Source organism: Citrobacter telavivensis (assembly GCF_041807075.1).
GTDB lineage: Bacteria > Pseudomonadota > Gammaproteobacteria > Enterobacterales > Enterobacteriaceae > Citrobacter_A > Citrobacter_A telavivensis.
In genome coordinates this window covers 1-21,643 of the sequence record NZ_JBGUBF010000016.1, presented here as the reverse complement: position 1 = coordinate 21,643, position 21,643 = coordinate 1, and the positions used below count along the sequence as shown (strand labels likewise).

Annotated in this window: 19 protein-coding genes and 1 riboswitch; of the genes, 10 read left to right on the top strand and 9 right to left on the bottom strand. The window is 53.8% G+C overall.

The genetic code is table 11. The features are described 5' to 3' along the window. Positions 1 to 52: 52 nt before the first annotated feature. The 10 genes from ACERJC_RS25125 to ACERJC_RS25080 all read left to right on the top strand — a co-directional run bounded on the left by ACERJC_RS25125 (position 53) and on the right by ACERJC_RS25080 (position 8,863). Entirely contained in the window at positions 53 to 541 is a 489-nt protein-coding gene (locus ACERJC_RS25125) for an Rsd/AlgQ family anti-sigma factor (protein WP_061075629.1), read from the top strand. A gap of 50 nt (positions 542 to 591) precedes the next feature. Next, a riboswitch (TPP riboswitch) is annotated at positions 592 to 715 on the top strand. 84 nt (positions 716 to 799) lie between these two features. After that, complete coding sequence (gene thiC / locus ACERJC_RS25120) at positions 800 to 2,701, top strand: phosphomethylpyrimidine synthase ThiC (protein ID WP_373672714.1); 1,902 nt, start codon at positions 800 to 802, stop codon at positions 2,699 to 2,701. Next, complete coding sequence (thiE, locus tag ACERJC_RS25115) at positions 2,701 to 3,336, top strand: thiamine phosphate synthase (protein WP_373672713.1); 636 nt, start codon at positions 2,701 to 2,703, stop codon at positions 3,334 to 3,336. Before thiC ends, thiE begins: the two co-directional genes overlap by 1 nt. Continuing rightward, a complete protein-coding gene (locus tag ACERJC_RS25110; RefSeq protein WP_306139926.1) occupies positions 3,329 to 4,087 on the top strand; it encodes a HesA/MoeB/ThiF family protein in 759 nt (252 codons plus the stop codon). Before thiE ends, ACERJC_RS25110 begins: the two co-directional genes overlap by 8 nt. Further along, positions 4,068 to 4,268 carry a sulfur carrier protein ThiS gene (gene thiS / locus ACERJC_RS25105; protein WP_152401324.1) on the top strand — a complete coding sequence of 67 codons (201 nt, stop codon included), beginning with the start codon at positions 4,068 to 4,070 and terminating at the stop codon, positions 4,266 to 4,268. Before ACERJC_RS25110 ends, thiS begins: the two co-directional genes overlap by 20 nt. A gap of 1 nt (position 4,269) precedes the next feature. Further along, complete coding sequence (gene thiG, locus ACERJC_RS25100) at positions 4,270 to 5,040, top strand: thiazole synthase (RefSeq protein ID WP_152401322.1); 771 nt, start codon at positions 4,270 to 4,272, stop codon at positions 5,038 to 5,040. Continuing rightward, positions 5,037 to 6,170 carry a 2-iminoacetate synthase ThiH gene (gene thiH / locus ACERJC_RS25095; protein ID WP_286632085.1) on the top strand — a complete coding sequence of 378 codons (1,134 nt, stop codon included), beginning with the start codon at positions 5,037 to 5,039 and terminating at the stop codon, positions 6,168 to 6,170. The genes thiG and thiH overlap by 4 nt, the downstream gene beginning before the upstream one ends. Before the next feature lie 346 nt (positions 6,171 to 6,516). Next, positions 6,517 to 8,055 carry a sensor domain-containing diguanylate cyclase gene (locus tag ACERJC_RS25090; protein WP_373672712.1) on the top strand — a complete coding sequence of 513 codons (1,539 nt, stop codon included), beginning with the start codon at positions 6,517 to 6,519 and terminating at the stop codon, positions 8,053 to 8,055. A 180-nt stretch (positions 8,056 to 8,235) separates the two neighbouring features. Next, complete coding sequence (locus ACERJC_RS25085; RefSeq protein WP_042326229.1) at positions 8,236 to 8,544, top strand: PTS sugar transporter subunit IIB; 309 nt, start codon at positions 8,236 to 8,238, stop codon at positions 8,542 to 8,544. 1 nt (position 8,545) lies between these two features. Next, on the top strand, positions 8,546 to 8,863 hold the full coding sequence (locus ACERJC_RS25080; protein ID WP_286632080.1) for a PTS lactose/cellobiose transporter subunit IIA: 318 nt from the start codon (positions 8,546 to 8,548) through the stop codon (positions 8,861 to 8,863). A gap of 115 nt (positions 8,864 to 8,978) precedes the next feature. Here ACERJC_RS25080 and rpoC read toward each other — a convergent pair whose 3' ends face one another. The 9 genes from rpoC to ACERJC_RS25035 all read right to left on the bottom strand — a co-directional run. Further along, the gene (gene rpoC / locus ACERJC_RS25075; RefSeq protein WP_286632079.1) at positions 8,979 to 13,202 is read right to left on the bottom strand and encodes a DNA-directed RNA polymerase subunit beta'; all 4,224 of its coding nucleotides are present in this window, start codon (positions 13,200 to 13,202) and stop codon (positions 8,979 to 8,981) included. Between the two features lie 76 nt (positions 13,203 to 13,278). After that, entirely contained in the window at positions 13,279 to 17,307 is a 4,029-nt protein-coding gene (rpoB, locus tag ACERJC_RS25070) for a DNA-directed RNA polymerase subunit beta (protein WP_152401311.1), read from the bottom strand. A gap of 319 nt (positions 17,308 to 17,626) precedes the next feature. Then, positions 17,627 to 17,992, bottom strand: coding sequence for a 50S ribosomal protein L7/L12 (gene rplL, locus ACERJC_RS25065; protein WP_012133812.1), 366 nt, complete (start codon positions 17,990 to 17,992; stop codon positions 17,627 to 17,629). A 66-nt stretch (positions 17,993 to 18,058) separates the two neighbouring features. Continuing rightward, on the bottom strand, positions 18,059 to 18,556 hold the full coding sequence (gene rplJ, locus ACERJC_RS25060) for a 50S ribosomal protein L10 (RefSeq protein WP_001207203.1): 498 nt from the start codon (positions 18,554 to 18,556) through the stop codon (positions 18,059 to 18,061). 351 nt (positions 18,557 to 18,907) lie between these two features. Further along, positions 18,908 to 19,612: a 50S ribosomal protein L1 gene (gene rplA / locus ACERJC_RS25055; protein ID WP_046493695.1), complete on the bottom strand. Its 705-nt coding sequence runs from the start codon at positions 19,610 to 19,612 to the stop codon at positions 18,908 to 18,910. A 3-nt stretch (positions 19,613 to 19,615) separates the two neighbouring features. Further along, the gene (gene rplK / locus ACERJC_RS25050; protein ID WP_012133815.1) at positions 19,616 to 20,044 is read right to left on the bottom strand and encodes a 50S ribosomal protein L11; all 429 of its coding nucleotides are present in this window, start codon (positions 20,042 to 20,044) and stop codon (positions 19,616 to 19,618) included. A 157-nt stretch (positions 20,045 to 20,201) separates the two neighbouring features. Then, a complete protein-coding gene (gene nusG / locus ACERJC_RS25045) occupies positions 20,202 to 20,747 on the bottom strand; it encodes a transcription termination/antitermination protein NusG (RefSeq protein ID WP_003862341.1) in 546 nt (181 codons plus the stop codon). A 1-nt stretch (position 20,748) separates the two neighbouring features. Next, on the bottom strand, positions 20,749 to 21,132 hold the full coding sequence (gene secE, locus ACERJC_RS25040; RefSeq protein ID WP_046493551.1) for a preprotein translocase subunit SecE: 384 nt from the start codon (positions 21,130 to 21,132) through the stop codon (positions 20,749 to 20,751). A 239-nt stretch (positions 21,133 to 21,371) separates the two neighbouring features. Next, positions 21,372 to 21,643: EF-Tu C-terminal domain-related protein (locus ACERJC_RS25035; RefSeq protein ID WP_023910262.1), on the bottom strand; the 272-nt coding region annotated here is incomplete at its 5' end.

Here is a 21,643-nt window from a genome sequence, read left to right as displayed (position 1 = left end):
TTTTACAATTCCTGCGTGAGCAGTTTTAAAATCCACACTTGCGGAGTCAATCATGCTAAACCAGCTGGAAGACCTGACAGAGCGCGTCAGAGGAAGTAACAAACTGGTTGATCGCTGGCTACATATACGTAAGCACCTGCTCGTGGCTTACTACAATCTGGTTGGCATTAAGCCTGGCAAAGAATCGTACATGCGGCTGAATGAAAAAGCGCTGGATGATTTTTGTCAGAGCCTGGTCGATTATCTCTCCACCGGACACTTCAGTATTTATGAACGTATTCTCCATAAATTGGAAGGTAACGGGCAGCTTTTAAAAGCGACAAAAATTTGGCCGCTACTGGAAGCTAACACACAACGCATCATGGACTATTATGACTCCAGCCTGGAAACGGCGATAGATCACGATAACTGCCTGGAGTTTCAACAGGTTTTGTCCGATCTCGGCGAAGCGCTGGAAGCCCGGTTTGCCCTTGAAGATAAGCTTATCATGCTGGTATTTGACGCCATGCACGACAACGCCGTCATCAAACGTCCTGCTTGAGTTTTGCGTGACTAACGCGTAATTTACAAACGTCCCCTCTTCTGAGGGGTGTTATCTTGTCGGAGTGCTTATTTTCCACAAAAGCGTGAAGTGGAAAAGGCTGAGACCGTTAATTCGGGATCCGCGGAACCTGATCAGGTTAAAACCTGCGAAGGGAACAAGAGTAATTCTGCTTTATGCGTAAGCCTTAACGGGCGGCGCACATCTATTACTCCTCCGTCGTCTGACAAGCCATCTCCTAACTTTTTGGAATGAGCTATGTCTGCAACTACACCTAAATTGTCCCGCCGCGAACAGCGCGCGCAAGCACAACACTTCATTGACACCCTGGAAGGCACCGCTTTCCCGAACTCAAAACGAATCTATATCACGGGTTCGCAAGCGGATATCCGCATTCCGATGCGTGAGATCCAGCTTAGCCCGACGCTCATCGGCGGCAGTAAAGAGGAGCCGCAGTTTGAAGAGAACGAAGCGGTTCCGGTGTACGACACGTCCGGTCCCTACGGCGATCCGGACGTGGCGATTAACGTTCAGCAGGGTCTGGCGAAGCTGCGTCAACCGTGGATTGATGCGCGTCATGACAGCGAGGCGCTGACCGACCGGAGCTCGGCGTACACCAAAGCGCGCCTGGCCGATGATGGCCTTGATGAACTGCGCTTCACCGGCCTGCTGACGCCAAAACGCGCCAAAGCGGGTAAATGCGTCACCCAACTGCACTACGCCCGCCAGGGCATCGTAACACCGGAAATGGAGTTTATCGCCATCCGTGAAAACATGGGCCGTGAGCGCATTCGCAGCGACGTGTTGCGCCAGCAGCATCCGGGTGAGGGATTCGGCGCACGTCTACCGGAGAATATCACACCGGAATTTGTGCGTGATGAAGTGGCCGCCGGACGGGCGATCATCCCCGCCAACATCAACCACCCTGAATCTGAGCCGATGATTATTGGCCGTAACTTTCTGGTGAAAGTGAATGCCAACATCGGTAACTCTGCCGTCACCTCCTCTATCGAAGAAGAAGTGGAGAAACTGGTGTGGTCAACGCGTTGGGGAGCGGACACCGTGATGGATCTCTCCACCGGCCGCTATATTCACGAAACCCGCGAGTGGATCCTGCGTAACAGCCCGGTGCCGATCGGCACCGTACCGATCTACCAGGCGCTGGAGAAGGTTAACGGGATCGCCGAAGATCTTACCTGGGAAGCCTTCCGCGATACGCTGCTGGAGCAGGCTGAACAGGGAGTAGACTACTTCACCATCCATGCCGGTGTACTGCTGCGCTATGTGCCGATGACCGCAAAACGCCTGACGGGGATCGTCTCGCGCGGGGGATCCATCATGGCGAAATGGTGTCTCTCTCATCACAAAGAGAACTTCCTTTATCAGCACTTTCGCGAAATTTGCGAAATCTGTGCCGCGTATGACGTTTCTCTGTCGCTCGGTGACGGCCTGCGCCCTGGCTCCATTCAGGACGCCAACGACGAGGCGCAGTTCTCGGAACTGCATACGTTGGGTGAACTGACGAAGATCGCCTGGGAATATGACGTACAGGTGATGATTGAAGGTCCGGGCCACGTGCCGATGCAGATGATACGCCGCAACATGACCGAAGAGCTGGAGCATTGTCACGAAGCACCGTTCTACACCTTAGGCCCGCTGACCACCGATATCGCACCGGGTTACGACCATTTCACCTCGGGGATTGGCGCGGCAATGATCGGCTGGTTTGGCTGCGCGATGCTCTGTTACGTCACGCCGAAAGAGCACCTCGGCCTGCCGAACAAAGAGGATGTGAAACAGGGGCTGATTACCTACAAAATTGCCGCCCATGCCGCCGACCTCGCGAAGGGGCATCCGGGTGCGCAAATCCGTGATAACGCGATGTCGAAAGCGCGCTTCGAATTCCGTTGGGAAGACCAGTTCAATCTGGCGCTCGATCCGTTCACCGCCCGCGCCTACCACGACGAAACCCTGCCGCAGGAGTCCGGCAAAGTGGCGCACTTCTGCTCCATGTGTGGCCCGAAATTCTGCTCAATGAAAATCAGCCAGGAGGTTCGCGACTACGCCGCCGCCCAGACAATCGAAGTGGGGATGGCGGATATGTCAGAAAATTTCCGCGCCAAAGGCGGTGAAATCTACCTCAAACGGGAGGAAGCCTGATGTATCAGCCTGATTTCCCAACGGTTCCGTTTCGCTTAGGCCTCTATCCGGTTGTCGACAGCGTGGCGTGGATCGCGCGTCTGCTCGACGCTGGCGTGCGCACGCTTCAGTTGCGCATCAAAGATAAGCGCGATGAAGAGGTGGAAGCCGACGTGGTTGCGGCCATCGAACTGGGGCGGAACGCCAACGCCCGCCTGTTTATTAACGATTACTGGCGACTGGCAATTAAACACCGTGCCTATGGCGTGCATCTGGGTCAGGAAGACCTGGAAACCGCCGATCTGAAAGCGATTCAGGCGGCGGGATTACGTCTGGGCGTCTCGACGCACGACGACATGGAGATCGACGTCGCGCTGGCGGCACGTCCCTCCTACATCGCGCTGGGGCATGTCTTCCCGACGCAAACCAAGCAGATGCCGTCTGCGCCGCAGGGACTGGAACAGCTGGCGCGGCATATCGACCGTCTGCACGATTACCCTACTGTCGCCATTGGGGGGATCAGCCTGGACCGCGCGCCGGCGGTCCTTGCGACTGGCGTAGGGAGCATTGCGGTGGTCAGCGCCATTACCCAGGCTACGGACTGGCGCGCGGCAACCGCGCAGTTGCTGGCGATAGCAGGAGCAGGCGATGAATGATCGTGACTTTATGCGCTATAGCCGTCAGATCCTGCTGGACGATATCGCCATTGACGGTCAACAAAAGCTGCTCGCCAGCCGCGTATTGATCGTCGGGTTGGGTGGATTAGGTTCCCCGGCCGCGCTGTATCTGGCGGGTGCCGGTGTCGGCACGCTGGTGCTGGCTGACGACGATGACGTTCATCTCAGCAATCTGCAACGGCAGATCCTGTTCACCACGGATGACATTGCCCGATCTAAATCGCAGGTTGCACAGCAGCGGCTGGCGCGACTCAATCCGGATATCGACCTGCTCTCGCTACCGCAACGTTTGAGTGGAGACGCCCTCAGCCATGCGGTAGCGCAAGCGGATGTGGTACTCGATTGCACCGACAACATGGCAACGCGTCAGGAAATTAACGCCGCATGCGTGGCGTTCGATACCCCGCTGATCACCGCCAGCGCGGTTGGTTTTGGCGGCCAGTTGATGGTACTGACGCCGCCCTGGACGCAGGGCTGCTACCGCTGTTTGTGGCCGGACGAAGCAGAACCCGAACGCAACTGCCGTACGGCGGGCGTTGTCGGTCCCGTCGTCGGCGTGATGGGGACGCTACAGGCGCTGGAAGCGATCAAGCTCCTCAGTGGTATGGACATACCCGGCGGCGAGTTGCGTCTGTTTGATGGTAAAACCAGCCAGTGGCGCAGTCTGGCATTACACCGCGCCAACGGGTGTCCGGTATGTGGAGGACGACATGCGAATTCAGTTCAATGATGAGCCGATGCAGTGCGCAGAGGGGCTCTGCGTACATACGCTGCTGACTCAGTTGAATCAGTTAAAACCCGGCACCGCACTGGCGCTGAATCAACAGATTCTGCCCCGCGAGCAGTGGGCGCAGCACATCGTGCAGGAAGGTGACCAGATCCTGCTTTTTCAGGTTATCGCAGGGGGCTGAAATGTTACGTATTGCAGACAAAACGTTTGATTCACATCTGTTCACAGGCACGGGTAAATTTGCGTCACCGGCCGTAATGGTTGACGCGATCCGCGCCTCTGGCAGTCAACTGGTGACGTTGGCCATGAAGCGGGTGGATTTGCGCCAACACAATGACGCCATTCTGGCCCCGCTTCTCGACGCGGGCGTCACACTGCTGCCCAACACGTCCGGGGCGAAAACGGCAGAAGAGGCTATCTTTGCCGCACAGCTTGCGCGTGAGGCACTCGGCACCCATTGGCTGAAGCTGGAAATTCATCCCGATGCGCGCTGGTTACTGCCAGATCCGATTGAAACGCTGAAAGCCGCCGACGCGCTGGTAAAACAAGGATTTGTGGTGCTTCCCTACTGCGGTGCGGATCCGGTGCTGTGCAAACGTCTGGAAGAGGTCGGGTGCGCAGCGGTGATGCCGCTCGGTGCGCCGATTGGCTCGAATCAGGGGCTGGAGACCCGGGCCATGCTGGAGATCATTATCCAGCAGTCCACCGTTCCGGTGGTAGTGGATGCCGGAATCGGCGTACCCAGCCATGCCACGCAGGCGCTGGAAATGGGTGCGGATGCGGTGCTGGTGAATACGGCGATTGCCGTAGCAGACGATCCGGTGATGATGGCCCGCGCTTTCCGTCTGGCCGTAGAAGCGGGTCTTCTGGCGCGTCAGGCAGGACCGGGTAGTCGCAGCCGCCAGGCGCAGGCCACCAGCCCGCTAACCGGTTTCCTGGAGGTTTCGGCATGAAAACGTTCACTGACCGTTGGCGGCAACTCGACTGGGACGATATCCGCCTGCGCATCAACAGCAAAACGCCTGCTGATGTCGAGCGGGCGCTAAATGCGTCCCGCCCCAGTCGCGACGATATGATGGCGTTGCTGTCACCTGCCGCGAGTGCCTGGCTCGAACCGCTGGCACAGCGGGCACAGACGCTCACCCGCCAGCGCTTCGGCAATACGGTGAGCTTTTACGTCCCGCTGTATCTCTCCAATCTGTGCGCTAACGACTGTACCTACTGCGGTTTTTCGATGAGCAACCGCATCAAGCGCAAAACGCTGGATGAGGCGGAAATTGTCCGGGAGTGCGCGGCGATCCGCGAGTTGGGTTTCGAACATCTCCTGTTGGTCACCGGCGAGCATCAGGCAAAGGTCGGGATGGACTATTTTCGTCGCCACTTGCCCACCATTCGCCAGCAGTTTTCGTCGCTGCAAATGGAGGTTCAGCCGTTAGCCGAAGCAGAATATGCCGAACTGAAAACGCTGGGGCTCGACGGGGTGATGGTCTATCAGGAGACTTATCACGATGCGATGTACGCGCAGCACCATCTGAGGGGGAGAAAACAGGATTTCTTCTGGCGTCTGGAAACCCCGGACCGGCTGGGGCGCGCCGGTATCGACAAGATAGGCCTCGGTGCGCTGATTGGCCTTTCCGACAACTGGCGAGTGGACTGCTATATGGTGGCTGAGCATCTGCTGTGGCTTCAGCAACACTACTGGCAGAGCCGCTACTCGATTTCGTTCCCGCGCCTGCGTCCGTGCGCTGGCGGAATTGAACCCGCCTCCGTCATGGATGAGCGCCAACTGGTGCAAACCATTTGCGCGTTCCGTCTGCTGGCTCCGGAGATTGAGCTGTCGCTGTCTACACGGGAATCACCCTGGTTTCGTGACCACGTGATCCCACTGGCGATTAACAATGTCAGCGCGTTCTCGAAAACCCAGCCCGGCGGGTATGCAGACGATCGCCCAGAACTGGAACAGTTTGCACCACATGACAACCGCCATCCTGCAACTGTTGCTGACGCGCTCTCCGCGCAGGGGCTACAGCCGGTATGGAAGGACTGGGACGCGTATCTGGGGCGCGCTTCGCAAAGGTTATGAACCGTCGTGCAAACGGGTAATCCTTTTACGAGTCGCGACGAAAAAGAGAAAACGAGAGGTTGTCGTCAGCCTCTCACTTTTTTAACGTATCACCGTCAGCCGTAGCGCTGTCCAGGGCGAAAAGCTTCTTCCTCGTTTCGCCCTGCCTTCACCGCAACCCGCGATATAAAGCACCGAGTTACTGAATAAACAGGCATCAGAGAGGTCCACTTCTTAAGATAAATCATCCCGACTTATCTTCGCGAGATTATAATTGCATACACTCTTTCCTGATATGCAGAGCCACGTTGCTGATTTCACTTTGCACTTCTTTTCAGGATTTACACTTTCTGGATAAGTTAACGTAATGGCAGGTCATAACAGAAAACTTTCATTCACGACTCCAATATTGGTGAGCTTTACGGGGATCATACTCAGCTTTGTACTGATCGCCATATTCATTACCTTTATGCAGAAGAATGATTTTCTTCAGGATTATCATGGCATTAACCGGAACTTTACCCACAACCTGGCGGTGAACTACACCGAGTCTTTGCTGCGTGAAAATGATTATATTCTGGGTCGTGCAGCGACCTACTTTTCTCGCAATGACCACCTGAACGACACGGTGAACCTCGAACCGGAGGAGGGGCTGAAAACGCTCATGCAACTGCAGACGCTGATGCCGTCAGTCTCCTCAATCTCATTGGCGGATGTCGAAGGACATTACCTGCGCGCCCCTCAGGTACAGAACACCGAACGCAGCAAAACGTTCGATGCGAAATCGCGGCCCTGGTTTGTGGATCAGGCCGAAGCCAGCACATTTAGCAACTATACCGCGCCCTATATTGACTATTTCACGCACCACCCGACTGTGACTATCTACAAACCGGTCATCTCTCCTGAAGGGAAACTGAAAGGCACGATTGCGTTTCATCTTGATCTGACGTCGATGGGCTACGCTCTGCGCCAGATGGTGGCTCCCGTCCAGGGCGAGTTCTTTGTGGTCGACCGCGACGGGAAAGTGGTGTTGCATCCGGATACAGGCTCACTGTTTAAGCCGTATGTCAGTAAAAAAACCATGCGCCAGATGACCAACGGTGAGGGGCATTTGTACGATCCGGAGACTCAGGACTGGTACTACTACTATTCGTTCACTAACCCGGACTGGTTTGTGATTTATCGGGTTTCAGACACGACGCTGGTCGACCTGACGCGCCATGAGACCAATATTGTGATCTGGGGATTTGCCCTCGCGGCGATCATCATTGCGCTGTTTGGTCTCTATCTACGACACGCTTCACACACCGTGCTGATGAATATCATCAACGCTATCAAAACTGGTGATGTTAAACGCGCACCGCGCCTTGAAGCGATGCTGAGCAAGGCTATCGAGTCCAATAAAGCGCGCGAACTGGCTTATGTTCGACAGGCGACCATTGATGCCCTGACCGGGTGTAAAAACCGCCGCGCATTCGACAGCGATATTGCCGCGCTGATGAACGATCACCAACCGTTCGCCCTGGCACTGGTGGATATTGATGACTTTAAGTCCATCAACGATACCTGGGGACATCTGAATGGTGACATTGTCCTTCGCAACGTCGCGCGTGAAGGGATTCAGATCATGCAGTCCGCCGCCGTTTCCGTTTATCGCTATGGCGGCGAGGAGTTTGCCGTGCTGTTCTCGGGTGAGTCACTGAACAACGCGCATACCCTGCTGGAACACTGGCGCACTGAGATCGCGAAGCGCACCTGGCGTGAAGAGGGTCTGCACGTCACTTTTAGCGCCGGACTCGGGGAATGGAATCTGGAAGCGCAGGAACAACTGATCATGCGCGTTGATGAAGCGCTATACCAGGCCAAACAGGAAGGAAAAAACCGGATCGTCAACGCGAACCGCTAGTCTCTCCTTCTCTGTAACACCCGTTACGACAGGCTTTTTTCCATTTTGAGAAAAACCGCAACCGGTTTCATTATTTGTGCGATTACTTTGTGATGCTTTACACACATTCACGGTAAGGCGGTTGTTCTCATCACAACCTCAGACTAAAGATGGGGTATCAACGAACCGTGAGAGCGAACTATGAAGAATATCGTTTTATGCTGTGCCGCCGGTATGTCCACCAGCATGCTGGTACAACGAATGAAAGATGCCGCTCAAAAGAAAGGGATCGAGGTGACGATCAAGGCCGTGCCTGTCGCTGAGTTCAAGGAGAATATAGCCACAGCGGATATCGTCCTGCTGGGACCGCAGGTCAAGTACGAACAGGCAAAATTGCAGGCGCTGGCCGATCCGCTCGGCAAGAAAGTCGCGGTGATCGACATGATGGATTACGGCATGATGAAAGGTGACGCCGTTCTGGAAAAAGCCCTGAAGCTGATGGAGTCATAATATGGAAGAGTTAGAAACCATCATTATGGAGTTGCTGGTTAATGCCGGTTCGGCGCGTAGCCAGGCGTTGACTGCCCTGCAACTGGCCCGCAAGGGCGACTTTGCCGGTGCAGAACAGGCGATGGAAGAGTCGCGCGATTACGTCAAGCTGGCGCATAAAATCCAGACACAGCTAATAGGTATCGATGAAGGAACCGGTAAGCTTCCGGTGAATCTGATCACCGTCCACTCGCAGGACCATCTGATGAACGCGATGGTGATTCAGGATCTGGCGGGCGACATGATTGAACTGTATCGCCGCTTGCCGCCGCTGAACTAAAATAATACAGACGTAAAAAAACCCGCCGAGGCGGGTTTTTTGTTGTCGGGTGGCGCTACGCTTACCCGACCTACGCTTCCTTTGCCCGGCAATTTTCACCGCCGGGCACCAACGATTAATCGTTGTCAGAACCGCCCAGACCTGCGTTCAGCAGTTCTGCCAGGCTGGCAGAGGCGTCTTCTGCAGTCACCTGCGGTGCAGCCGGGAGTTCACCCGCAGCACGGCGACGCATACGATCCTGGTGGTACGCATAACCGGTACCCGCCGGGATCAGACGACCTACGATAACGTTCTCTTTCAGGCCACGCAGTTCGTCGCGTTTACCCGCAACGGCTGCTTCGGTCAGGACACGCGTGGTCTCCTGGAACGATGCGGCAGAGATGAACGATTCGGTTGCCAGAGACGCTTTGGTGATACCCAGCAGATCGCGGGAGAACGTTGCGCCCACTTTGCCGTTCGCTTCCAGTTCGCGGTTAGCGATCTTGACGCGAGAGTATTCAACCTGTTCGCCTTCCAGGAAGTCGGAGCTACCTGCGCTTTCGATGGTGGCTTTACGCAGCATCTGACGAACGATAACTTCAATGTGTTTATCGTTAATCTTAACGCCCTGCAGACGGTATACATCCTGAACTTCGTTAACAATGTAACGCGTCACAGCATGAACACCACGCAGACGCAGAATGTCGTGCGGCGCTTCCGGACCGTCGGAAACCACATCACCACGTTCTACACGTTCACCTTCGAACACGTTGAGCTGACGCCATTTCGGGATCATCTCTTCGTACGGATCGCTACCGTCTACCGGGGTGATAACCAGACGACGTTTCCCTTTGGTTTCTTTACCGAAGGAAATGATGCCACTGATTTCAGCCAGGATTGCCGGCTCTTTCGGACGACGTGCTTCGAACAGGTCCGCAACGCGCGGCAGACCACCGGTGATATCCTTGGTACCGCCTGATTCCTGCGGAACACGCGCCAGGGTGTCACCAGAACTGATCTGTACGCCATCTTCCAGCTGAACAATCGCTTTACCCGGCAGGAAGTACTGCGCAGGCATATCGGTACCCGGGATCAGAACGTCGTTACCCTGAGCATCAACGATTTTCAGCGCAGGACGCAGATCTTTACCACCGGTAGTACGTTCTGCGGAATCCAGAACCACCAGAGAAGACAGACCGGTCAGTTCGTCGGTCTGACGCGTAATGGTCTGACCGTCAATCATGTCAGTGAAGCGGACAAAACCACTCACTTCCGTGATAACCGGCATGGTGTGCGGATCCCAGTTCGCGACGGTTTCGCCGCCGGCAACCTGCTCACCATCACCTTTCGCCATCACAGAGCCGTAAGGCACTTTATAGCTTTCTTTGGTACGACCGAATTCGTCGATCAGTTTCAGCTCAGTGTTACGGGAGGTGATAACCAGCTTACCGCTGGAGTTCACAACCGACTTCGCATTGCTCAGACGGATGCTACCTTTATTTTTCACCTGGATGCTGGATTCAGCAGCCGCACGAGATGCCGCACCACCGATGTGGAACGTACGCATCGTCAGCTGTGTACCCGGCTCACCGATGGACTGTGCCGCGATAACGCCGATGGCTTCACCTTTGTTGATGATGTGACCACGCGCCAGGTCACGACCGTAGCAGTGCGCACATACACCAAAGTCGGTGTCACAAGATACAACGGAGCGGACTTTCACAGAGTCAACGGAGTTCGCTTCCAGCAGGTCACACCACTGTTCGTGCAGCAGCGTGTTGCGTGGAACCAGAATGTCCGCCGTACCCGGCTTCAGAATGTCTTCCGCAGTCACACGACCCAGAACGCGATCGCGCAGCGGCTCTTTCACGTCGCCACCTTCGATAACCGGCGTCATGGTGATGCCTTCCAGGGTGCCGCAGTCGTCTTCAGTAACGACCAGGTCCTGTGCAACGTCAACCAGACGACGAGTCAGGTAACCGGAGTTCGCTGTTTTCAGTGCGGTATCCGCCAGACCTTTACGCGCACCGTGCGTGGAGATGAAGTACTGGAGTACGTTCAGACCTTCACGGAAGTTCGCGGTGATTGGCGTTTCGATGATGGAGCCATCTGGCTTCGCCATCAGACCACGCATACCGGCAAGCTGACGAATCTGTGCAGCAGAACCACGCGCACCGGAGTCGGCCATCATGTAAATGCTGTTGAAGGAAACCTGCTGTTCTTCCTGACCGTCACGGTTAATCACGGTTTCAGTCTGCAGGTTGTCCATCATCGCTTTGGATACACGATCGTTCGCCGCGGCCCAGATATCGATAACTTTGTTGTAGCGTTCGCCGGCGGTGACCAGACCAGACTGGAACTGCTCCTGGATCTCAGCAACTTCCGCTTCTGCTTCAGAGATGATCTCGTGTTTTTTCTCCGGGATGACCATGTCATCGATACCAACGGATGCACCTGAACGCGCTGCATAAGCAAAGCCGGTGTACATCGTCTGGTCCGCAAAAATAACGGTCGGTTTCAGCCCCAGAATACGGTAGCAAGTGTTCAGCATCCTGGAGATAGCCTTCTTGCCCAGCGCCTGGTTGACGATGGAGAAAGGCAGACCTTTCGGTACGATCATCCACAGAATGGCACGGCCAACGGTCGTGTCTTTCAGGCTGGTGTGCGCAACGAACTCGCCGTTAGCATCTTTTTCGTATTCAGTGATACGCACTTTAACGCGCGCATGCAGAGAGGCCAGGCCAGCGCGATAAATACGCTCAGCCTCTTTCGGGCCAGTCAGCACCATGCCTTCGCCTTTGGCGTTAACACAGTCACGGGTCATGTAGTACAGACCCAATACAACGTCCTGAGAAGGAACAATGATTGGCTCACCGTTCGCAGGAGACAGGATGTTGTTGGTAGACATCATCAGCGCACGCGCTTCCAGCTGGGCTTCCAGCGTCAGCGGTACGTGAACAGCCATCTGGTCACCATCGAAGTCGGCGTTATATGCCGCACAAACCAGCGGGTGCAGCTGAATGGCTTTACCTTCGATCAGTACCGGTTCAAATGCCTGGATACCCAGACGGTGCAGTGTTGGTGCACGGTTCAGCAGTACCGGGTGTTCGCGGATCACTTCGTCCAGGATATCCCAAACGACAGCTTCTTCGCGCTCAACCATTTTCTTCGCGGCTTTGATGGTGGTGGCGAGGCCACGCAGTTCCAGCTTGCCGTAGATGAACGGTTTGAACAGCTCCAGTGCCATTTTCTTCGGCAGACCGCACTGATGCAGACGCAGGTATGGACCTACGGTGATAACAGAACGACCAGAGTAGTCAACACGCTTACCGAGCAGGTTCTGACGGAAACGACCCTGTTTACCTTTGATCATATCGGCCAAAGATTTCAGAGGACGTTTGTTAGAACCGGTGATCGCACGACCACGACGACCGTTATCCAGCAGGGCGTCAACTGCTTCCTGCAGCATACGTTTTTCGTTACGTACGATGATGTCAGGCGCAGCCAGATCCAGCAGACGTTTCAGACGGTTGTTTCGGTTGATCACGCGACGATACAGATCGTTCAGATCGGACGTTGCGAAACGACCACCATCCAGCGGAACCAGCGGACGCAGATCTGGCGGCAGAACCGGCAGAACGGTCAGGATCATCCACTCTGGCTTGTTGCCAGACTGTACGAACGCTTCCAGCAGTTTGATACGCTTGGTCAGCTTCTTACGCTTGGTTTCGGAGTTGGTTTCGTTCAGCTCTTCACGCAGAGTTTCACACTCTTGCTCCAGATCCATGCTCTTCAGCAGGGCCTGAATAGCTTCCGCACCCATCTTCGCGTCGAATTCGTCACCGAACTCTTCCAGCGCATCCAGATACTGTTCTTCAGTCAGGATCTGCTGGCGTTCCAGATTCGTCATGCCGCCTTCGATAACCACATAGGATTCGAAGTACAGTACGCGTTCGATATCGCGCAGCGGCATATCGAGCAACAGGCCGATACGGGACGGCAGCGATTTCAGGAACCAGATGTGAGCGGTCGGAGACGCCAGCTCGATGTGGCCCATACGCTCACGGCGTACTTTAGTCTGGGTCACTTCAACGCCGCACTTCTCACAGATAACACCACGGTGTTTCAGGCGCTTGTACTTACCGCACAGGCACTCGTAGTCTTTTACCGGCCCAAAGATACGGGCGCAGAAAAGGCCGTCACGCTCAGGCTTGAACGTACGGTAGTTGATGGTTTCCGGCTTCTTAACTTCACCGAAAGACCATGAACGGATCATGTCTGGCGAGGCCAGAGCAATTTTGATCGCATCAAACTCTTCGGTTTTAGTTTGCGCTTTCAGAAACTTTAATAAGTCTTTCACGGATTTGCTCCCGTCGGAGTTAGCACAATCTGGTGCTGGCGGTTACGCCAGCACCAGTGACCTGTTTGAGCGAGAGTTACTCGTCTTCCAGCTCGATGTTGATACCCAGCGAACGAATCTCTTTCAACAGTACGTTGAAGGATTCCGGCATGCCCGGTTCCATCTGATGGTTGCCATCGACGATGTTTTTATACATCTTCGTACGGCCGTTCACGTCATCAGACTTAACGGTGAGCATTTCCTGCAGGGTGTATGCTGCGCCATAAGCTTCCAGCGCCCACACTTCCATCTCCCCGAAGCGCTGACCACCGAACTGCGCCTTACCACCCAGCGGCTGCTGAGTAACCAGGCTATAAGAACCGGTAGAACGCGCGTGCATCTTGTCGTCAACCAGGTGGTTCAGTTTCAGCATGTACATGTAACCTACGGTTACCGGACGCTCGAACTGCTCACCCGTACGGCCATCGAACAGAGTAATCTGGCCGGAAGTCGGCAGGTCACCCAGTTTCAGCAACTCTTTAATTTCCGCTTCTTTCGCACCGTCAAACACCGGCGTTGCGATTGGCATACCTTTGCGCAGGTTTTCAGCCAGACGCAGAACCTCTTCATCGCTGAAGGTATTCAGGTCAACTTTCTGACGAACGTCAGCGCCCAGATCGTACGCACGCTGGATGAAATCACGCAGTTTCGCGACTTCCTGCTGCTGTTTCAGCATGGCATTGATCTTATCGCCGATACCTTTCGCAGCCATACCCAGGTGGGTTTCCAGAATCTGACCGATGTTCATACGAGACGGTACGCCCAGCGGGTTCAGTACGATGTCTACCGGCGTGCCGTTTTCATCGTAAGGCATATCTTCGATCGGGTTGATCTTAGAAATAACACCCTTGTTACCGTGACGACCTGCCATCTTGTCACCAGGCTGGATACGGCGTTTAACCGCCAGATATACCTTAACAATCTTCAGCACGCCCGGTGCCAGATCGTCGCCCTGAGTGATTTTGCGGCGTTTCGCTTCGAGTTTTTTCTCGAACTCGTGTTTCAGTTCGTCATACTGCTCAGCCAGTTGCTCCAGCTGATTTTGTTTCTCTTCGTCGGTCAGGCCGAGCTCCAGCCAGCGGTCACGCGGCAGTTTGTCGAGCTTCTCAGCTTCAACGCCACCGGAAACCAGCACAGCGTGGATACGGCTAAACAGGCCCGCTTCGAGGATCTGCAGTTCTTCAGACAGGTCTTTCTTCGCCTGCTTCAGCTGCATCTCTTCGATTTCCAGCGCACGTTTGTCTTTTTCTACGCCATCACGCGTAAAGACCTGAACGTCGATAACCGTACCGGAAACACCGTTTGGTACGCGCAGAGAAGAGTCTTTAACATCAGACGCTTTCTCACCGAAGATCGCACGCAGCAGTTTCTCTTCCGGCGTCAGTTGGGTTTCACCCTTCGGCGTTACCTTACCAACCAGAATGTCGCCACCGGTCACTTCCGCACCGATATAAACGATACCGGATTCATCCAGTTTGGAGAGCGCAGCTTCACCCACGTTCGGGATGTCAGCGGTGATCTCTTCCGGCCCCAGCTTGGTGTCACGGGACACGCACGCCAGTTCCTGAATGTGGATGGTAGTGAAACGGTCTTCCTGGACAACACGCTCGGAGACGAGGATGGAGTCTTCGAAGTTGTAACCGTTCCACGGCATGAACGCGACGCGCATGTTCTGACCGAGCGCCAGTTCACCGAGGTCGGTAGACGGGCCATCAGCCAGCACGTCACCACGTTCTACCGGCTCACCCAGAGACACACACGGCATCTGGTTGATACAGGTGTTCTGGTTAGAACGGGTGTATTTGGTCAGGTTGTAGATGTCGATGCCTGCTTCGCCCGGGTACATCTCGTCTTCGTTAACTTTGATAACGATACGGGATGCATCCACGTACTGAACGGTACCGCCACGTTTAGCCACCGCAGTTACACCGGAGTCAACGGCAACAGCACGTTCCATACCGGTACCTACCAGCGGCTTATCAGCGCGCAGAGTCGGAACCGCCTGACGTTGCATGTTCGCACCCATCAATGCACGGTTGGCGTCATCGTGTTCCAGGAACGGGATCAGGGACGCACCGACAGAAACCACCTGCTGGGTGGAAACGTCCATGTAGTCAACCTGATCACGGCTGAACAAGCTGGATTCGCCTTTACTACGGCAGGTAACCAGATCTTCTACGAAGTGGCCATCGTCATCCAGGTTGGAGTTCGCCTGAGCGATAACGAAGTTACCTTCTTCAATAGCAGACAGGTAATGAATCTCATCAGTTACCACGCCATCAACAACACGACGGTACGGCGTCTCAAGGAAGCCATATTCGTTAGTCTGTGCGTACACGGACAGGGAGTTGATAAGACCGATGTTTGGACCTTCAGGCGTTTCGATTGGACATACGCGACCGTAGTGAGTCGGGTGTACGTCTCGAACTTCAAAGCCTGCACGTTCACGGGTCAGACCGCCTGGGCCGAGTGCGGAGATACGACGTTTGTGCGTAATCTCAGACAGCGGGTTGTTCTGGTCCATAAACTGAGACAGCTGGCTGGAACCGAAGAACTCTTTCACTGCGGCAGAAATCGGTTTGGCGTTGATCATGTCCTGAGGCATCAGGGTATCCAGATCGCCCAGAGACAGACGCTCTTTCACCGCACGCTCAACACGTACCAGGCCAACGCGGAACTGGTTTTCCGCCATTTCGCCTACGGAACGGATACGACGGTTGCCGAGGTGGTCGATATCATCGACTTCGCCTTTACCGTTACGGATATCGATGAGCTTCTTCATCACTTCAATGATGTCGTCTTTGCTCAGGATACCGGAACCTTCGATTTCGTCGCGCAGCAGAGAACGGTTGAACTTCATACGACCGACCGCAGACAGGTCATAACGGTCTTCAGAGAAGAACAGGTTCTCAAACAGGCTTTCAGCCGCTTCACGCGTCGGCGGTTCACCCGGGCGCATCATGCGGTAGATTTCTACCAGCGCGCTCAGACGATCGTTGGTTGGGTCGACGCGTACGGTTTCAGAAATGTACGGGCCGTGGTCCAGATCGTTGGTGAACAGGGTTTCGATACGTTTGTGACCAGACTGGCTCAGTTTCGCCAGCAGATCCAGGCTCAGCTCCATGTTCGCCGGGCAGATCAGCTCGCCAGTTGAAGCATCAACGTAATCTTTTGCGGATACTTTTCCTGCAATGTACTCAACCGGAACTTCGATGTGTTTGATATCATCTTTTTCCAGTTGGCGAATGTGACGCGCAGTGATGCGACGGCCTTTCTCAACGTAGATTTTGCCGTTCGCTTCGATGTCGAAGGAGGCGGTTTCACCACGCAGGCGTTCCGGCACCAGCTCCATCTGCAACTTGTTGTCGCGAATCTCGAAAATAACTTTTTCAAAGAACAGATCCAGAATCTGCTCAGTGGTGTAGTTCAGCGCACGCAGAATGATGGTCGCAGGCAATTTACGGCGACGGTCGATACGTACGAACAGGTTGTCCTTCGGATCGAATTCGAAGTCCAGCCAGGAACCACGGTAAGGAATGATGCGCGCGTTATACAGCACTTTACCCGAAGAGTGGGTTTTACCTTTGTCGGAGTCAAAGAAGACGCCAGGACTACGGTGCAGCTGGGAAACGATAACACGCTCAGTACCGTTGATAACAAAGGTACCGTTGTCGGTCATGAGCGGAATTTCGCCCATGTAGACTTCTTGTTCTTTAATGTCTTTAACGGTGCCTTCCGGCGCTTCGCGCTCGTAGATCACCAGACGCAGTTTTACGCGCAGCGGTGCGGAATAGGTCACGCCACGGATCTGACATTCCTGAACGTCAAACACCGGTTCGCCAAGGCGGTAGCTGACGTATTGCAGCTCGGAATTACCGCTGTAGCTCTGAATCGGGAATACGGAACGGAAGGCAGCTTCCAGACCATACTGCCCTTCAGGATCTTGCTCGATAAACTTCTGAAACGAGTCAAGCTGGATAGAAAGGAGATAAGGTATGTCCAGTACTTGCGGACGTTTACCAAAATCCTTACGAATACGTTTTTTCTCGGTATAGGAGTAAACCATAGGGTTCCTCAGCTCGCTGACAAGTCGACCCATCTGTCCATTGAGCGGACAGTTTGTGCAACACTATTTTGTTGACCGGAAAATCGAATACTTTCCGCAATGCCTGTTGCTATCACGCTTAAACCATTTCATTGCGATTTACCCAGAACGGACGCTCTGTCGCAGTATATTAAGTCGTCGATAGAAACAAGCATTGAAAGGCACAGCAGTAGTCAAACAGTGTGAAACGCTACTGGCGCCTTACAGCGCAAAAAGGCTGGTGACCAAAAAGTCACCAGCCATCAGCCTAATTTCTTAGGCTGCAACCGGAAGGGTTGGCTTATTTAACTTCAACTTCAGCGCCAGCTTCTTCCAGAGATTTTTTCAGTGCTTCTGCGTCATCTTTGCTCACGCCTTCTTTCAGAGCGGCCGGAGCTGATTCTACCAGGTCTTTAGCTTCTTTCAGACCCAGGCCAGTTGCGCCACGTACTGCTTTGATTACAGCAACTTTGTTAGCGCCAGCAGCTTTCAGAATTACGTCGAATTCAGTTTTTTCTTCAGCAGCTTCAACCGGGCCAGCAGCTACAGCTACAGCAGCAGCAGCGGAAACACCGAATTTTTCTTCCATTGCAGAGATCAGTTCTACAACGTCCATTACGGACATAGCGGATACTGCTTCAATGATTTGATCTTTAGTGATAGACATTTAAATTGTTCCTGAATATCAGAATAAGTTTATACGTAAGCAGATGCTTTAAAAAGATAACTGCAATTAAGCAGCTTCTTTCGCATCGCGTACAGCAGCCAGAGTACGAACCAGTTTGCCAGCCGAAGCTTCTTTCATGGTTGCCATCAGGCGTGCAATTGCTTCTTCGTAGGTCGGCAGAGTTGCCAGGCGGTCGATCTGAGACGCCGGGATCAGCTCGCCTTCAAAGGCAGCGGCTTTGACCTCAAATTTTGCATTCGCTTTCGCGAACTCTTTGAACAGACGAGCAGCAGCGCCCGGGTGTTCCATAGAGTATGCAATCAGGGTCGGACCAACAAACGTGTCTTTCAGGCACTCGAACTGAGTACCTTCAACGACGCGGCGCAGCAGGGTGTTACGAACAACACGCATGTAAACGCCAGCTTCACGACCTGCTTTACGCAGTTCAGTCATTTTATCTACAGTTACGCCACGGGAATCCGCAACTACTGCAGACAGCGCGCCTTTGGCTACTTCGCTGACTTCAGCAACAATCGCTTGTTTGTCTTGAAGATTTAAAGCCATTAGCTTTGCTCCTGGATGTTTGCCGGAACTCATGTTCCGGAACTCACTTCACTCTTTCCAACGAAAAGAGCGTCTTAATACGGTGAGCAGAAACAAGCCAGAGTATCCAAAAATAATCTTAGCGTTCTGTCACCGTCTACGCAGGGGATTAAGTCTCTTACGAAACACCTGCGGTCTTCGACGGAGGCCTGGATAGGCCAGGCTCCAACGAACAAATCTTTTCTATGACTTCGACATTTGAATCTCAGCCGCATTGGCCGCAATTCAAATGACTCACATAGCGTCTGTCTCTTTCAACAGAATCGTGGGGGTAGAATTGTAGACAAATCCACCGCCCACGTAAAGCTAATCTTAGTTCGCAGAAGCGCTCAGACCAGCCTGATCAACGGCAACACCAGCACCCATGGTGGTGGAGATGCTGATTTTCTTGATGTACACGCCTTTCGCCTGAGTCGGTTTTGCTTTCTTCAGCGCAACCAGCAGAGCTTCCAGGTTTTCTTTCAGTTTGTCAGCGTCAAAATCCACTTTACCGATGGTGGTGTGGATGATGCCGTTTTTGTCGTTACGGTAACGAACCTGACCTGCTTTAGCGTTCTTAACCGCTTCAGCAACGTTAGGGGTTACAGTACCCACTTTCGGGTTTGGCATCAGGCCACGCGGACCCAGAACCTGGCCCAGTTGGCCAACAACGCGCATTGCATCCGGAGAAGCAATAACCACGTCAAAGTTCATTTCGCCTTTCTTGATCTGGTCAGCCAGATCTTCCATACCTACCAGTTCAGCGCCAGCCGCTTTAGCAGCTTCAGCGTTTGCACCCTGGGTAAATACGGCTACGCGAACGGAACGGCCAGTACCGTGCGGCAGTACAGTTGCACCACGTACGTTCTGGTCAGATTTACGCGCGTCGATACCGAGGTTAACGGCAACGTCTACGCTTTCTACGAACTTAGCAGTAGCCAGTTCTTTCAGCAGAGAGATAGCTTCATTGATGTCGTACTGTTTGGTCGCATCAATTTTCTCACGGATCACACGCATGCGCTTGGTCAGTTTAGCCATTTCTTAGTCCTCCACTACCAGGCCCATGGAACGTGCAGTACCTTCGATGGAGCGAGTCATCGCTTCAATGTCGGCACCAGTCATGTCGGCAGCTTTGGTCTGCGCGATTTCCTGCAGTTGAGCGCGGGAAATTTTACCTACTTTGTCTTTGTTCGGCTTACCGGAACCAGACTTAATACCAGCCGCTTTCTTCAGCAGAACAGCTGCCGGAGGTGTTTTGGTAATGAAGGTGAAAGAACGGTCAGCGTAAACGGTGATAACAACCGGAATCGGCAGACCTTTTTCGATGGAATCAGTCTTAGCGTTGAACGCTTTGCAGAATTCCATGATGTTAACACCCTGTTGACCCAGAGCAGGACCAACCGGCGGACTCGGGTTTGCCATACCAGCTGCAACCTGCAGCTTGACGTAGGCTTGGACTTTCTTAGCCATTCTAATAATCCTCAAATTGGGTGATAACGCTTCAGAGAAGCTCCCCGTGATATAAAAATCGTTCTACGGGCCTGGCCCATAAAAACAAAAGGCGCGAAATTGTATTCCAATCTCACGCCTTGTGCAACGATTAAATCGCCGCTTTTTTGATCGCTGCTTAGGCTTTTTCGACCTGAGCAAAGTCCAGTTCTACCGGGGTCGCACGACCGAAGATAGAGACGGACACTTTCAGGCGGGACTTCTCGTAGTCAACTTCTTCAACGACACCGTTGAAATCAGCAAACGGACCATCGTTGACACGCACCATTTCACCTGGTTCAAACAGCGTTTTCGGACGCGGCTTGTCACCAACCTGCTGCAGGCGGTTCATAATCGCATCAACTTCTTTGTCGCTGATCGGCGCCGGACGGTCAGATGTTCCGCCGATAAAGCCCATCACACGCGGCACGCTACGCACCAGGTGCCAGCTCGCGTCATTCATGACCATCTGGACCAGCACGTAACCCGGGAAGAATTTACGCTCGCTCTTACGGCGCTGACCACCACGGATTTCGACCACTTCTTCGGTCGGCACCATGACTTCGCCAAACAACTCTTCCATATTGTGTAATTTGATATGCTCACGCAGCGATGTTGCTACGCGGCCTTCAAAACCGGAAAACGCCTGAACGACGTACCAGCGCTTTTTAGGAGCTTCAGACATCTCAGAACCTCAGGCCAGTGATAAAGGAAACCAGGCGAACCAGAATACCATCCAGTCCCCACAGGATCAGTGACATTACTGCGGTAACCGCAGCCACAATCAGCGTGGTGTGCAATGTTTCCTGGCGAGTCGGCCAAATGACCTTACGTACTTCAGTACGCGCTTCGCGGGCAAAAGCAACGGTCGCTTTACCTTTTGTCGTCAACAGCGCGACACCACCCGCTGCAGCAATCAGAATTACTACGGCCAGCGCACGCAGCGGCAGCATCATGTCACGATAAAGATAGTTGCCAACAATTGCCACGATCAGCAATGCCACAACCACGATCCACTTTATCGCTTCCAGGCCACGCCCGCTCCCTTGAGCTTCGGTATTCGCACTCATAAACCAACCTGTCAGAAGTATTCTACAAATAATTTCACCCCGCGAATGCGAGGCTAACCTGTCAACCTTGTGCCGAAATGCATGTGGGCATTCCGGGCTCTACGCCCTCTTCAGAGCCTGTCTCAGCAATGATTATGACAAATAAAATCACTGATGAGCCAGGTTCTGGTTCGAAAGCGTGCAAAAAGGGCATCAAATGATGCCCTTTTAATGCGCATTGCGTCAAATGTTATCAGCGATTAGCTGAGAACTTTAGCAACAACGCCTGCGCCTACAGTACGGCCGCCTTCACGGATTGCGAAACGCAGACCGTCGTCCATCGCGATCGGGTGGATCAGGGTAACAACCATTTTGATGTTGTCGCCCGGCATTACCATCTCAACACCTTCCGGCAGTTCGATGGTGCCAGTCACGTCAGTGGTACGGAAGTAGAACTGCGGACGGTAGCCTTTGAAGAACGGAGTATGACGGCCGCCTTCGTCTTTGGACAGAATGTACACTTCAGATTCGA

Excerpts from the sequence above, each read along its gene's own strand:
- rplK (WP_012133815.1), bottom strand. The coding sequence starts at position 20,044 with ATGGCTAAGAAAGTCCAAGCCTACGTCAAGCTGCAGGTTGCAGCTGGT.
- nusG (WP_003862341.1), bottom strand. The coding sequence starts at position 20,747 with ATGTCTGAAGCTCCTAAAAAGCGCTGGTACGTCGTTCAGGCGTTTTCC.
- thiC (WP_373672714.1), top strand. The coding sequence starts at position 800 with ATGTCTGCAACTACACCTAAATTGTCCCGCCGCGAACAGCGCGCGCAA.
- rplL (WP_012133812.1), bottom strand. The coding sequence starts at position 17,992 with ATGTCTATCACTAAAGATCAAATCATTGAAGCAGTATCCGCTATGTCC.
- ACERJC_RS25080 (WP_286632080.1), top strand. The coding sequence starts at position 8,546 with ATGGAAGAGTTAGAAACCATCATTATGGAGTTGCTGGTTAATGCCGGT.
- rpoB (WP_152401311.1), bottom strand. The coding sequence starts at position 17,307 with ATGGTTTACTCCTATACCGAGAAAAAACGTATTCGTAAGGATTTTGGT.
- ACERJC_RS25090 (WP_373672712.1), top strand. The coding sequence starts at position 6,517 with ATGGCAGGTCATAACAGAAAACTTTCATTCACGACTCCAATATTGGTG.
- thiE (WP_373672713.1), top strand. The coding sequence starts at position 2,701 with ATGTATCAGCCTGATTTCCCAACGGTTCCGTTTCGCTTAGGCCTCTAT.
- rplA (WP_046493695.1), bottom strand. The coding sequence starts at position 19,612 with ATGGCTAAACTGACCAAGCGCATGCGTGTGATCCGTGAGAAAATTGAT.
- secE (WP_046493551.1), bottom strand. The coding sequence starts at position 21,132 with ATGAGTGCGAATACCGAAGCTCAAGGGAGCGGGCGTGGCCTGGAAGCG.
- ACERJC_RS25125 (WP_061075629.1), top strand. The coding sequence starts at position 53 with ATGCTAAACCAGCTGGAAGACCTGACAGAGCGCGTCAGAGGAAGTAAC.
- thiG (WP_152401322.1), top strand. The coding sequence starts at position 4,270 with ATGTTACGTATTGCAGACAAAACGTTTGATTCACATCTGTTCACAGGC.
- ACERJC_RS25110 (WP_306139926.1), top strand. The coding sequence starts at position 3,329 with ATGAATGATCGTGACTTTATGCGCTATAGCCGTCAGATCCTGCTGGAC.
- rplJ (WP_001207203.1), bottom strand. The coding sequence starts at position 18,556 with ATGGCTTTAAATCTTCAAGACAAACAAGCGATTGTTGCTGAAGTCAGC.
- thiH (WP_286632085.1), top strand. The coding sequence starts at position 5,037 with ATGAAAACGTTCACTGACCGTTGGCGGCAACTCGACTGGGACGATATC.
- ACERJC_RS25085 (WP_042326229.1), top strand. The coding sequence starts at position 8,236 with ATGAAGAATATCGTTTTATGCTGTGCCGCCGGTATGTCCACCAGCATG.
- thiS (WP_152401324.1), top strand. The coding sequence starts at position 4,068 with ATGCGAATTCAGTTCAATGATGAGCCGATGCAGTGCGCAGAGGGGCTC.